Below are 13,697 nucleotides of genomic sequence, written 5' to 3'. Positions count from 1 at the left end.
CGCGAGCTGAAGCATCACACGGGTACGACCCGATGTTCATCTCCTGCGTTGCGCAGGCTCGTCAGCGCCGGGCCATCGACCGGTCGTCGCGCAGCAGGTCGTCGAGCGGCGCGCCGGCCCCTGCGGCGCGCTCCGCGACCAGTTGGGCCGGGCCCAGGTCGGCGGCCAGGAGCCCGGCGACGCGTCGCGAGTCGTGCCGGTCCGCGTCCGGTGACGGCAGTCCCGCCGCGTCGCGGGCGGCGTCCGCCGCGCCCAGCAGTCGGGCCGCCCGCACCGGGTCACCGGCCAGCCGGTACGCCCCGGCGAGCCCCTCCAGGGCGAGCGCCACCGCTCGCGGGTCACCGCTGTCCTGAGCCGCGGCGAAGCCCTCCCGGTGCCGGTGCAGCGCGTCGTCGGCCGCACCGCGCTGCTCGGCGACGAAGCCGAGCTCCGCGCCGACCGCGGCCACGCCGGCATGCCAGCCGGCCTGCCTGTTCCACTCCAGCCACGGGTGCAGCAGTCGCTCGGCGGCGTCCCATCTGCCCTGCCGGCGTGCCGTGATCGCCAACCCCAGGTCGGCGAACTGCTCCAGGGCCAGATTGGACTGTTCCTTTGCCATGTGCCGGGCCTGGGCGTGCAGGTCGCCGGCGGCGGCGTGGTCGCCGGCGTCCAGCGCGATCCGTCCCAGTTCGTTCAGCTGGTACGACACCTCCGGCCACAGGCCCAGCTCGCGGGCGATGCGGAGGGCATCGCGGTGCAGCCGCGCGGCACGGCTGCTGTCCCCGGTCATCCGGGCCAGCGCGGCCAACGGGTTGGTGGCCTGCAACACTCCCCAGTGGTCGCCGAGATCGCGGAACTCCTCCAGACTCCGCTCCGCGTCGCGGCGCAGCGCGGCGACGTCTCCGCGCAGCAGCGCCGTCCAGGCCAGGCTACTCAGCGCGGCCGCCGCCCCCCAGCGGTCGCCGAGGCTACGGAAGTCCGACAGCACTCCGTCCAACCGGCCGTCGCCGGGCCGGGCGGTGACATCCTCGGGCAGCGCCGAGGCGAGCAACCAGCGGGCCCGCGCCACGGCGTGCGGGTCGGCACCGGCCTCACCCTCGGCCTCCGCCCGGCACAGCAGGTCGTGCGGGTCATCGCCCCCGAGCGCTGCCATGCCCGCCTCCCAGAGCAGCGCCAGGGCACGCCGGCCGGCCGGCGCCTCGCCCGGCACCGCGGCCGCCGCCGCCAGCGCACGGCGGCCCTCGCCCAAGTGGCCGCGCAGTACCCAGTACCAGGCGCAGGCGCAGGCCAGCCGGAGGGCGAGCACCGCGTCGCCACGCTCGATCGCCGCGGCCAGGGCCGCCCGCAGGTTGGCCTGTTCGGCGTCCAACCGGCGCAGCCACCGGCGCTGGACGGGACCGCGCAGATTCTGGTCCGCCTCCTCGGCGAGGGCGGCCTGGCAGGCGCCGTGCCGCAGTCGCACCGCCTCGTCCTCGCCGGACTCGCGCAGCCGCTCGGCGCAGTACGCCCCCACCGACTCCAGCATCCTGTACCGCACCCCGTCGGCGTTCTCCACCAGCGTGACCAGCGAGCAGTCCACCAGTCGCCCGAGCAGGTACGCCACGTCGGCACGGGACACTCCCCCGGCGGCGGGCGGATCGGCGCACACCTCCTCGGCGGATGACAGCGCGCAGCCGTCGGTGAACACCGACAGCCGTCGCAGCACGGCCCGCTCGTCCGCGCCGATCAGGTCCCAGCTCCAGTCGATCATGGTGCGCAGGGTGGCGTGGTGGGCCGGGCCGCCGCGCCGGTGGGCAGCCAGCAGTCGGAACCGGTCGTCGAGGCGGGCGGCCAGTTCGGTGATCCCCATCGTGCGCACCCGGGTGGCGGCCAGTTCCAGGGCCAGCGGTATGCCGTCGAGCCGCCGGCAGACGGTGGCCACCGCTGCCGCGTTCTCGTCGTCGGGGGCGAAGCCGGGCTCGGAGGCGGCCGCCCGCGCCAGGAAGAGCTCCCCGGCGCTGGACCGACGCAGTTGCGCGACCGTCGTCGTACCCGCCTCCGGCGGCGCCAGGGGCGGCACCGGCACCAGAACCTCGCCGGGCACACCGAGCGACTCCCGGCTGGTGGCAAGAATGCGCAGGTCGGGGCAGGCATCCAGCAGTTCGCGGCCGAGCTCGGCGACATCTTCGACGACGTGCTCGCAGTTATCCAGCACCAGCAGCAGACGCCGACCCCGCAGCGCCGCCACCAGCCGGTCGACACCGCCGGCGCTGCCCGAGCGGCCGTCGTCCCGGAGCCCGAGCGTGCCGGCGACGGCGTCGATCACGGCCGACGGCGCCCGTCCGCCGCCGGCCGGACGCGGCACGGTGCTGAACTCGACCATCCACGCGCCGGCCGGCACACCGGGTGCGATCCGCGCGGCGACGGCCACCGCGAGCCGGGTCTTGCCGACGCCGCCCGGACCGGTCAGGGTGACCAGGCGGCCGGCGTCCAGCAGTCGAGCCGCGTCGGCGACCGCGGCGTCCCGGCCGATCAGCCCGGTGAGCGGGGCCGGCAGGTTCCCGCGTTCGGGTTCGATCGGCACCGGCGTCGTGGCCGGGCCGGTGAGCGCCGGGTCCTGGCGGAGCAGGGCGCGGTGCAGGGCGACCAGTTCGGGCCCCGGGTCGAGCCCCATCTCGTCGCGCATGCGGTCGCCGAAGACCCGGAACTCGTCGAGCGCCTCGGCCTGCCGGCCGCACTGGTACAGCGCCCGCATCCGCGCCGCGCGGAAACGCTCGCGCAACGGATGGCGTTCCACAAGGTCGCCGAGATCGGCCAGCACGTCGGCGTGTCGACCCAGATCGAGCGCTGTCTCGGCCCACTCCTCCTGAGCGATCAGCCGGGCCTCCGACCAGCGCGTGACAGCCGGGCGGACGAACGCCTCGTCCGGGAAGTCGGCAAGCGCGGGGCCGCGCCACAGCGCCAGGGCATCGGTCAGCAGCGCCATCCTGTCCCGGGGGTGGACGGCGCGGCGGGCTCGGCCCACCATCTCGGTGAACAGGCCGACGTCCACCGCGTCGTCGCCGGCGGTAAGGGCATACCCGGCCGGGGAATGCGTGACCAGATCGCGCGCCCCCGGCTCGGCGTCGTCCAGTGCCCGCCTGAGCTGCGACATCTTGCTGCGGAGCACGCTGGCCGGGTTGGCGGGCAGTCGGTCGCCCCAGAGGTCGTCGATGAGCCGGTGCGCCGCCACCGGCCGACCGTCGTGGACCAACAGGTCGGCCAGCAGCGCGCGGACCTTGAGCTCCGGGATGCGCACCGGCTTGCCGTCGGCGGTCCAGACCTCGAGCGGACCGAGCATCCCGAAGCGCATGCGGCACAGGGTAACCCACCCGGTGGCGCGACGGCGGCAACGGAATGGCAGGTCAGCCTGCCGCGCGCAGCTCCACGATGGAGAACGAGCCGGCCGGATGGACGGCCACAGCGTGCAGCCCGACGGATGCCGCGAGGGCGGTCAGATCAGCGGCGGTCCGCTCCCGACCACCGCAGGCCGTCAGCATGCGCAGGTCCATTCCGGTGTGGGTGGCCTCCCCACCGGGCCCGGTCTGCTCGACCACCAGCACCGCGCCGGTCTGCCCGGCGGCCTCCGCGCACCGGCGCAGGATCTCCCGCGCAGGGTCGTCGGCCCAGTTGTGCAGCACGAACGACAGCACGTACCCGCCGGCGCCGGCCGGCAGCGGGTCGAAGAAGCTGCCGGCCACCACGTCCAGGCGCTCCCCCAGGTCCGACTCCGCGACCGACTTGCGGGCGGCCTCGCAGTTGTCCGGCATCTCGAGCACCGTGCCACGCAGCGTCGGGTAGGCGTTGAGCAGCCCGATCAGCAGCGCGCCGTTGCCGCCGCCGACGTCGACGACCCAGCCCAGCGGACCCCAGTCCATGCCTTCGACGATCTCCGGAGACCGTGACTCCAGGTCGCTGGTGAGCCGGTTGAAGTTCGCGGCCCGCTCCGGGTCGGCGGCCCAGTCCTCCCAGAAGGAACGGCCGAACTGGACCGGAAAACCGGCCTCTCCCGTCCGTACGCTGTGCAGCAACTGCACGAACGACAGTTCGGCCCGGCCGACGGAACCCTCGATGTCCAGCCGGGCGCGGGCCTTCGACGGGTGGTCCTCCCGCAGCACCGCGCCGAGCGGGGTCAGTGAGTACCGCCCGCCGCTCTCCCGGGTCAAAAGGCCCCGGACGGCCAGGTACCGCATGACCCGCTCCAGCGCGTCGGCGTTCACCCCCTCGGCCCCCGCGATCGCCTCGGCGGTGTCGGCACCGGCGTCGATGTGGTCGGCCAGGCGCAGCGTCGCCGCCGTCCGGATCGCCATCGGCGTACCGAGCCCCGCCATGGACCAGATTTTGGCGCTCATCTCGTCCCGTGCCACCGTGCCCCCTCGTGGGTCGTGAGAATCTGATCGTCGCCCGCTCACGCTCGCATTCCTTGCGTAGCAGCGGCATCTCCTGAATTGCCGTTCCGCTTCCATTGCCTTGTCGTGCCACCGAGCCGGCTGGCACGCTCCATGAATATCCGCACCGCCACGCCGAGGAGCTGATTGCCGATGCCGAGCGCAGAATCCACGACGGAGACGCCGGAGGCGCAACCGTCCGGACTACGGCCATTCACCGGTGCCGAATATCTGGAAAGCCTGCGCGACGGTCGGGAGATCTGGCTGTACGGCGAGCGAATCAAGGACGTCACCGAGCATCCGGCCTTTCGCAACAATGCCCGGACCATCGCGAACATGTACGACGCGCTCTGGGAGTCGCCGGACCGCGACGTGCTGACCGTCCCTACCGACACCGGCAACGGTGGCTTCACCCATCCGTTCTTCCGCGCCCCGGTCGACGCGGCCGACCTGCGCCGCTCGCGCGACGCCATCGCGGCGTGGCAGCGACGGTGCTACGGCTGGCTCGGCCGCTCGCCCGACTACAAGGCGTCGTTCCTCGCCACCCTGGGCGCCAAGGCCGACTTCTACGCCCCGTTCGGTGACAACGCCCGGCGCTGGTACAAGGAGTGCCAGGAGCGCGTGCTGCACGTCAACCACGCGCTCGTGCACCCGCCGGTGGACCGCCACCTGCGCCCCGAGCAGGTCGCCGACGTGTACGTGCACGTGGACCGGGAGACCGACGCGGGCCTCGTGGTGAGCGGGGCGAAGGTGGTGGCGACCGGGTCCGCGCTGACCAACTACAACTTCATCGCCCACCACGGGCTCCGGATCAAGGAGAAGCAGTTCGGTGTCGTGTTCATGGCGCCGATGAACGTCCCCGGGGTGAAGCTGCTCTGCCGCACCTCGTACGAGATGACCGCGGCCCGCACCGCCAGCCCGTTCGACTATCCCCTGTCGAGCCGGATGGACGAGAACGACGCGGTCATCGTGTTCGACCAGGCCCTGATCCCGTGGGAGAACGTCTTCGTCTACGGCGACCTGGAGAAGGCGAACACGTTCTTCCACGACTCCGGCTTCATGCCGCGGTTCTCCCTGCACGGCGCCACCCGGCTGGCGGTCAAGTTCGACTTCATCTGCGGCCTGCTGATGAAGGCCGTGGAGATCAACGGCACCGACGAGTTCCGTCAGGTACAGGGCAACATCGGTGAGCTGATGGTCTGGCGGCATCTGATGTGGGCGCTGTCCGACGCCATGATCGAGCGGTCCCGGCCGTGGGCCGACGGCTACGTGCAGCCCAACGAGGAGTACGCGCTGACGTACCGGACCCTCGCCCCGATGGCGTACGGCAAGATGCGCGAGATCGTCCAGCACACCGCGGGCAGTGGGCTGATCTACCTGAACTCGGGCGTCGCCGACTTCCACAACCCGGAGATCCGCCCGTACCTGGACCGGTACCTGCGCGGCTCGCACGGCACCGACGCTGAGCAGCGGGTGAAGGTGATGAAGCTGCTCTGGGACGCGGTCGGCACGGAGTTCGGCGGGCGTCAGGAGCTGTACGAGCGCAACCACGCCGGCAACCCGGACGACAACCGGGCCCAGGTGCTGCGCCGCGGCACCCAGGCCGGCGTCACCGACGACATGATCGCCCTGGTCGAGCAGTGCCTGTCCGAGTACGACCTGAACGGCTGGACCGCGCCGCACCTGGCGACGTAGTAGGCGGCGGCGATCGCCGCGGACCCCTGAGCTGGCGTGGGCGCTCGTCGAGCGTCCACGCCTCATTTTGCCCGCGACCGGCGTCCACGCCTCAGTCTGTTCGTGACAGGCGCGTCGGCGCGCACGCCAGGGCCCGGCGCCTCCTGTTGAGGCACCGGGCCCGCAGCGTGTCTCAGGAACAGCCGCCCTTGTCCGCCTTGAGCATTCCGAGCGTGGTCCGTCCGTCCGGAGCCGGGGAGCCGGCCTCCGCGGACCGCGACGCCGAGGTGGCCTCGAACTCCGCCTCGCTCAGGCCCTCGGCACTCCCCCGCGCGTTGTCGTGGACCTCCTCGGCGGTCATCCCCATGAAGTGCACGACGATCTCGTGGTTGGTCGACGTGACCGCCGACTCCGAGCCGGTGCGGTAGTACAGGTCGACGGTGAAGTCCACCGGCGACAGGTCCGGCTCCTCGCCGCGACGGATGGCCGCGACGATGGCCGGCACGTCGTAGCGGAGCCGCACCCCGCTGCGCAGGTAGTACTCCTCATCGCGTACCAGCACCACCGGCAGGTCCTCACCGACCGGATGGTCGGCAGGGCGGTAGACCGGCTGGGTGAGCAGGTCGTACCGGAACACCTCGTCCAGCACCGGCGCCGCCTCGGCGGGCACCAGCGGCCGGATCGCCTCGTCCCACCAGCGGTGCAGCATCCGCTCGGCGTCCGGGTCGGTGTAGAGGTAGGTGATCGCCGCCCCGAACGCGCCGGTTCCGCCGACAGCGGTCGCGGCGTACCCTCGCAGTGGCGCGGCCGCCGGGTCGTCAGTGGTGCTGATCCAGGTGTCCAGGTGGCGCAGCACCTGGGACTGGGTGATGCCGGCGAGGTGCCGCAGCGCCGGCCAGATCCAGCGCAGGACCGCGTTCTCCGCCACCACCCGCGCCATGAAGAGGAACCGCTGCATCTGTTGGTTCTCGGCGAAGGTCATGGTGTTGTGCGCGAGCACGTACTCGAAGTCGTCGTTGTCACCGCGGACGGCCTTGATGCCGTACTGCTCCTTCTTCTCCATGTAGTCGGTGTTGGGCAACAGCAGGATCGGGTAGACCGCGATCCGCGACACCCGCCGCGAAAGACGGTCGTAGCCTTCCATGAAGGACTGCACCGTCTCACCCGGCGCGCCCCAGATCAGCTCGGCGTAACAGTCGAGCCCCTCCTCGTCCAGCCAGGCGGCGAGGTCCTCCCATTCGTTGACCTTCATGTTGCGCCGGTTCATGGTGTCCAGTGCGGTGTCGCTGAGCGTCTGCAGCGCGAGCGTGAAGGAGCTCCGCATGCCGGCCTCCTTCATCATCTTGACGATGCGGAAGAACGTCTTCGACTTGTTCTTCGCCCAGGACGTCTCCAGCGCGCGCGGGAAACCGAGCCGGTCCCGAGTCTCGATGAGCGTCTCGACGAACTCCACGTCACCGGGCAGGAGCCCGAAGTTGGCGTCGCAGGCGACCACGGTGTGCACCTTGAGCCGGCCGAACATCTCAAGCTCGGCGCGCATCCGCTCCGGCGAGAACGCCCGGACCTTCTGCCCGACGGCACCGCCCCAGTAGCAGAACGCGCACTTGTACGGGCAGCCCCGGTTGGTCTCCATCAGCGCCACGTCGTACCGGAAGTTGCCGTCGGCGTCGGTCATCTCCAGCGCCCCGGTCAGGAAGGGCGACGGTATGATCTCGAGGTCCTCGATGCGGTCACGGGCGACGTTGTGACAGGTGGCGCCGTCAGTTTCGCGGAACGACACACCCGCCACCGCGTGCAGCGCGTGCTTGTCCACGCCGTCCAGGTAGCAGTTGAGCAGATCGCGGAACGTCAGCTCGCCCTCCCCGTTGACCACGACGTCGACCTCGGGGAACATCCGGAACACCCGGTCGGCCTGCTCGGCCACGTGGGTGCCACCGAAGACGACCCAGCCGTCCGGGTTGAGCTGTTTGAACGTCGCGGCCAGTGATCCGAAGGACCGGTAGTTCCAGCCCAGCACGCTGAACGCGAGAACGTCCGGCGGCTCGTCGCTGAACAGGGCGTTGGCCATGGTGGCGTTGGTGGTGCCGCCGCGGAAGTTGTGGATGCTGATGTCGCAGGCGTCGCGGATCCGGTCGTCGGCCAGGGCCGTCGACTTCAGATAGCCCGACGCCAGCGGCATCGACTCCAGCGGCATCTCCCAGACACCCTGTTGCACCAGGAACACCTTGGTCGTGGCGTTCGCATTGCCGTCCGGGCTCGTCATGTCGGTCCTCCGTTTGCTGATCGGATCTCCTCGGCCGGGACTCAGGTCGTCCCGGCTGTCCGGCAAGGACCGCCACCTCTTCCGTCACACCGTCGTCAGGGCAGTACGCAACCGGCCCCACACCCGTCATGTCGATGGGCGTGGGGCCGCTTCGCGACCGGCTGTGTCAGCGGTCTGCGGGCAAGACCTGGACGAACCGCCCGGTCAGGCGGGCTCGATGGACATCGCGTGTTGGAAGGTGTTCAGCGGGTCGTACTTCTTCTTGATCCGCTGAAGCTTCGGGTAGCTGTCCTTGTAGTAGAGGTCGTGCCAGGGCACCCCTGACGTGTTCCACGCCGGGTCCCTGGTGTCCTTGCTGGGGTAGTTGATGTAGCAACCGTCGTACTGGTCGTTCGGGACCGGCACCCCGCCGGTGGCGGCGTGCACGTCCCGGTAGAGACGGCGGGTCCACTCCACGGCCTCCGCGTCGGCGTTCGGATCGGCCCACGTGGAGTCGATCCAGAAGCGCAGAATGGAGTCGCGCTGGGGCACCGCGGTGGCGTCCGACGCAACCGCGTTGACCTGCCCGCCGTAGGCACCGAGATAGACCAGGCAGGAGTTCTTGGCATCGGGGTCCGTCAGCGCCCCGTAGACGATGTCGATCTGGTCGTCGGTGAGCGGCTTGCGCAGGTTGCTGCCCGCCGACTTCGTCCGGGCGCCGAGCGAACGGGGGTACTCGAACAACGCGTTGGCGAGCCAGAGCTCCTCGTTCATCTCGACGTAGCCCTGCACTGACACGCCCTCGGAGACAGCGGCGATGTAGTCCTCAACCATCCGGCGGGCATTGGGCGCCGTGGCGTCCATCCGGCACTCCAGGTAGAGCGCGTAGTCCCTCTTCATGTTGAGGTGCAGGGCGCTGTGCATGACGACGTACGGCGAGTCCGGCCCGCTGTTGGCCGCGTGCCAGGCCCCGTGGTTCTGCACCAGCCGCTTGAAGTCCGCCTGGCTCAGCGACTCCCATGGCCAGGTCACCCAGGTCATCAGGAGCCGGGCCGGCGGCCGCGGCAGCGCCTTGGTCGGGTTGTTTCCGGTGGCCCGCGGGTCGCGGAACCAGTACCGGGTGACGACGCCGAAGTTGCCGCCGCCACCACCGGTGTGCGCCCACCACAGGTCGCGGTTCGGGTCGTCGGGGCGGCGCGTGGCGACGACGATGCGGGCCTTGCCCTTGGCGTCGACGGTCACCACCTCGACCGCGTACAGGTGATCGGAGATGAGACCGTACCGCCGGGACAGCGGCCCGTATCCCCCGCCGGCGGTGTGTCCGCCGATGCCCACCGGTGGGCACACCCCACCGGGGATGGTCACGCCCCAACCCAGGTAGAGCGCTTTGTACGCCTGCGCGAGCGTGCTGCCCGCGCCGACCGAGAAGGCGTTCATCTTGGCGTCCCAGGAAACCTGGTGCATCGGGGACACGTCGATGAGCATGTCGAAGCGCGGGTCGGCGACCAACGCCTCGAGGCAGTGCCCGCCGCTGCGGACGGTGAACTTGCGGCCCTCCTTGACCGCCCGCTGCACCGCCTCCTGGACCTGGCCGGCCGAGTAGGCCAGCACGATCGAATCCGGGGAGAAGACGAAACGCGCGTTGAACCCGCGCGTCAGCAGTTCGGGGTAACGCGGGTCGTCCGGACGCACCACCACATTCGGCAAGGCCGCCCCACCGCTGTGACCGACGGCCTGCGCAGCGCCGGGCTGCAGGACCAAGCCGGTGACAGCAGCGCCGGAGACAGCAGCGGCCGAGCCGAGGAACTGCCGGCGCGATGCAACCATGTGAGCACCTACCCATCGGAATAAGTCGACTGATCCGGCTCAGTCTGCTTGCTCTGGCCACGCGCGATCTTCTTCCAGATTGCGGTGCCGCCCGGCGCCCGGACCGAACATCGACAGGCGACGCTGCCTGCGATGGCACCACTGTGCCGCAGCGGCGACATCCCGGGCATCTCGCAAGTTGCGCTCAGCGGACGGACGACCCGGCTGCGCAACGTGTGAGATGCCGTCCCGGGCGGTGCTCCGCGATGGTGATCAGGTGATTCCCATGCTGTACGTGCGGTTGCGGGTCGTTCTCGTTCTGGGGCGACGCCGATGAACCACGTGCCGGTCCCCGTTCGCCTGGGCGTGCTCGGCTGCGCGGACATCGCGTGGCGCAAGCTGCTGCCTGCGGCTGCGGCGGAACCGGGTCTGCGTACCGTCGCGATCGCCGGACGTGACCCGGCACGCACCGACCGTTTCGCGGCCCGGTTCGGCTGCGCCGCGGTGAACCGGTACGAGGAGCTGCTCGAGCGTTCTGACGTGGAAGCGGTCTACCTGCCGCTGCCGATCGGCCTGAGGCACCGGTGGGCGGGCGCGGCGTTGGCCGCCGGCAAGCATGTGCTGGCCGAGAAGCCGATGGTGGGCACCGAGAAGCAGACAGCGGATCTGGTTGCCCAGGCGGCCGAGCGCGGCCTCACCCTGATGGAGAACTCCGCGTTCCTCCTGCACGGCCAGCACGCCGCGGTGCGCCGCGCGTACGCGGCCGGCGAGATCGGGGAGCTACGCGCCTTCAGCAGCGTGTTCGGGATTCCGCCGCTGCAGAACGGCGACATCCGGTACCGCCCGGACCTGGGCGGCGGGGCGCTGCTCGACGTCGGCTTCTACCCTCTGCGCGCGGCACGTCACTTCGTCGGCCCGAACCTGCGGGTGGTGGGCGCGGACCTGCGCACCGGACCGTCCGGCGTGGACGTTGCGGGCACCGTGCTGCTGAGCGGGCCGAACCAGGTCGCGGTGCAGGTCGGGTTCGGCTTCGAGCACTTCTACCGCAGCGGGTACGAGCTGTGGGGCAGCACCGGTGAGCTGCGCCTGGAGCGCGCGTTCACCCCACCGCCGGAACACCGCCCGGTGCTCGGGTTGCGGCAGCAGGACCGCCGCGAGTCGCGGACGCTGGCCGCCGAGGACCAGTTCGCCGCGCTGGTCCGCACCTTCGTGGCGGCGGTGTACGGCGAGCACGACCTGTCCGGGCACCACGCCGAGATGCTGGGGCACGCGCGGCTGGTCGACACCATCCGCCGGGCGGCCGGCCTGGGCGAGCCGTGACCGGGCGCGCCCTGGTGGTCGGCACGGGTCTGCTGGGCCGGCACGTCCGTGACCGGCTGACCTCGGCCGGCTGGGACGTGGTCGTGGCCGGGCGCCGGTCCGAGGTCGCGACAGGGTCGCTGACCGAGGCGATCCGCGCGGCGCGGCCCGGCGTGGTGGTCAACGCCGCCGGTGAGATCTGGCGGCCGGAGCCCGACCGGCTCACCGCCGCCAACGTCGAACTCGCCGGACTCGTGGTGCGGGCTGTGGCCGAGGCCGGTGCCGACGCCCGGCTGGTGCATCTCGGCTCATCGCTGGAGTACGCGCCGCAGCCACCGCCGACAGCCCTGACCGAGGACTCCCCGGCCGCACCGCGCAGCGCGTACGGACGGTCGAAGCTGGCCGGCACCGAGCTGGTACGCCGCCTCGCGGCCCGGCACGGCGTCGAGGCGGTGGTGCTGCGGCTGTTCAACGTCATCGGCGCCGGCATGTCACCGGTCAGCGTGCTGGGCCGGACGGTGAACCGCCTGGTGGCGGCGCACCGGACCGGTACGACGGCACACCTGGAGCTCACGGACCTGGCGCAGTACCGCGACTACGTGGACGCACGCGACGCCGCCGACGCCGTCCTGGCCGCCGGCACGGCACGGCAGATCGCTCCCGGGCTGTTCAACATCGGGTCGGGTGTCACCCGGACCGCAGAGGAACTGGTCCGGGCGCTCGCCGAGGTCAGCGGTGTCCCCTACCGACTGGAGCTGCGGCCGGCGCCGACGACCGGCGCACGCTCCGCCGACGGCGACTGGCAGCGGGCCGACACCCGCCGGGCGTACACGGTGCTCGGCTGGTCGGCGCGCCGGGAGCTGCCCGAGACGCTGCTCGGGATCTGGCAGGCCGCCCGGTCCCACCCGTTCCCCGGCCACCCCGCGCAGGAGGCGAGCACACCATGACCCCGGACCTCAAGGCAATGATCCTGGACCTGGTCCGGGCCTATCACAGAGAACGCACACCCGACGACCAGGAGTTCGTTCCGGGCGTCACGCCGGTGCTGTCGTCCGGCGCCGTGCTCGAAGCCGAAGACCGGCTGGCGCTGGTCGAGGCGGCGCTGGACATGCGGATCGCCGCGGGGTTCCACGCGCTGCGGTTCGAGCGCTCCTTCGCGCGGTACTTCGGCCTCCGCAAGGCCCACCTGGTCAACTCGGGATCGTCGGCGAACCTGCTCGCCCTGTCCGCGCTACGCGCGTCCGAGCTGGGAGACCGGCGTCTGCGGCCCGGCGACGAGGTCATCACGGTGGCGGCGGGCTTTCCCACCACAGTGAACCCGATAGTGCAGAACGGCCTGATACCGGTGTTCGTCGACGTGGAACTCGGCACGTACAACACCACAGCGGAGCGGGTGGCGGCAGCGATCGGGCCACGCACCCGCGCCATCATGATCGCCCACGCGCTCGGCAACCCGTTCGAGGCGGCCGAGATCGCCGAACTGGCCGAGCGGCACGGGCTGTGGTTCGTCGAGGACAACTGCGACGCGGTCGGCTCGCTGTACGGCGGGCGGCTCACCGGCACGTTCGGCCACCTCAGCACTGTCAGTTTCTATCCGGCCCACCACATCACCACGGGCGAGGGCGGCTGCGTGCTCACCGACAGCGTGGAACTGGCCCACCTCGTGGAGTCCTTCCGCGACTGGGGGCGCGACTGCTGGTGCGAGCCCGGGGAGGACAACCGCTGCAAGAAGCGGTTCGACTGGCAGCTCGGCACACTGCCGGCCGGTTACGACCACAAGTACACGTTCTCGCAGGTCGGCTACAACCTGAAGGCGACCGACCTGCAGGCGGCGCTCGGGCTGAGCCAGCTGGAGCGGATCCAGGCGTTCGGTGAGGCTCGGCGCAAGAACTGGCAGCGGCTGCGCGAGGAGCTCGACGGAGTGCCGGGACTGCTGCTGCCGCGTCCCACACCGGGCTCGGATCCGAGCTGGTTCGGGTTCGCGCTCACCGTCGCGCCTGACGCACCGTTTGGCCGCGGTGAGCTGCAGCAACACCTGGAGGAGCGGCAGATCCGTACCCGGCTGCTGTTCAGCGGCAACCTGACCCGGCACCCGGCCTACCGGGATGTCGAGTTCCGGGTCGCCGGTGACCTGTCCAACAGCGACGCGGTGGTGCACGGCACCTTCTGGATCGGCGTCTATCCCGGCATCACCGACGACATGATCCTCCACGTCGGGCGGACCATCCGGGAATTCGTCGCCGGACGCCACTGAACGAGCGTCCACACTTCCTGCAAGGAAAGGAATTTCC

General features: G+C 71.1%; 7 protein-coding genes and 1 pseudogene. 4 read left to right on the top strand and 4 right to left on the bottom strand.

The features are described from left to right. Positions 1–61: 61 nt before the first annotated feature. The gene (locus tag ABZU43_RS23885) at positions 62–3,310 is read right to left on the bottom strand and encodes a BTAD domain-containing putative transcriptional regulator (protein WP_355008700.1); all 3,249 of its coding nucleotides are present in this window, start codon (positions 3,308–3,310) and stop codon (positions 62–64) included. Positions 3,311–3,362: 52 nt separating this feature from the next. Next, positions 3,363–4,364, bottom strand: a complete 1,002-nt coding sequence (locus ABZU43_RS23880) for a methyltransferase (protein ID WP_355008699.1) — start codon at positions 4,362–4,364, stop codon at positions 3,363–3,365. 174 nt (positions 4,365–4,538) lie between these two features. Here ABZU43_RS23880 and ABZU43_RS23875 point away from each other — a divergent pair, with 174 nt between their 5' ends. Further along, positions 4,539–6,080, top strand: coding sequence for a 4-hydroxyphenylacetate 3-hydroxylase N-terminal domain-containing protein (locus ABZU43_RS23875; protein ID WP_355008698.1), 1,542 nt, complete (start codon positions 4,539–4,541; stop codon positions 6,078–6,080). A 340-nt stretch (positions 6,081–6,420) separates the two neighbouring features. On the opposite strand, the pseudogene ABZU43_RS23870 reads toward ABZU43_RS23875, so the two are convergent. Further along, positions 6,421–8,322, bottom strand: a pseudogene (locus tag ABZU43_RS23870) (KedN5 family methylcobalamin-dependent radical SAM C-methyltransferase); the annotation flags it as partial. Positions 8,323–8,526: 204 nt separating this feature from the next. Next, the gene (locus ABZU43_RS23865) at positions 8,527–10,128 is read right to left on the bottom strand and encodes an FAD-binding oxidoreductase (protein WP_355008697.1); all 1,602 of its coding nucleotides are present in this window, start codon (positions 10,126–10,128) and stop codon (positions 8,527–8,529) included. Between the two features lie 312 nt (positions 10,129–10,440). Here ABZU43_RS23865 and ABZU43_RS23860 point away from each other — a divergent pair, with 312 nt between their 5' ends. Genes ABZU43_RS23860 through rfbH form a run of 3 tightly spaced genes read left to right on the top strand, consistent with a single transcriptional unit; the run spans position 10,441 to position 13,660 of the window. Next, the gene (locus tag ABZU43_RS23860) at positions 10,441–11,427 is read left to right on the top strand and encodes a Gfo/Idh/MocA family oxidoreductase (protein WP_355008696.1); all 987 of its coding nucleotides are present in this window, start codon (positions 10,441–10,443) and stop codon (positions 11,425–11,427) included. Then, positions 11,424–12,353: an NAD(P)-dependent oxidoreductase gene (locus tag ABZU43_RS23855; protein ID WP_355008695.1), complete on the top strand. Its 930-nt coding sequence runs from the start codon at positions 11,424–11,426 to the stop codon at positions 12,351–12,353. Before ABZU43_RS23860 ends, ABZU43_RS23855 begins: the two co-directional genes overlap by 4 nt. Continuing rightward, positions 12,350–13,660: a lipopolysaccharide biosynthesis protein RfbH gene (rfbH, locus tag ABZU43_RS23850; protein ID WP_355008694.1), complete on the top strand. Its 1,311-nt coding sequence runs from the start codon at positions 12,350–12,352 to the stop codon at positions 13,658–13,660. Before ABZU43_RS23855 ends, rfbH begins: the two co-directional genes overlap by 4 nt. Positions 13,661–13,697: the final 37 nt, after the last annotated feature.

The sequence above is a fragment of the Micromonospora sp. NPDC005205 genome, from assembly GCF_040608275.1.
GTDB lineage: Bacteria > Actinomycetota > Actinomycetes > Mycobacteriales > Micromonosporaceae > Micromonospora.
This window is presented reverse-complemented; position numbering and strand designations above follow the sequence as displayed.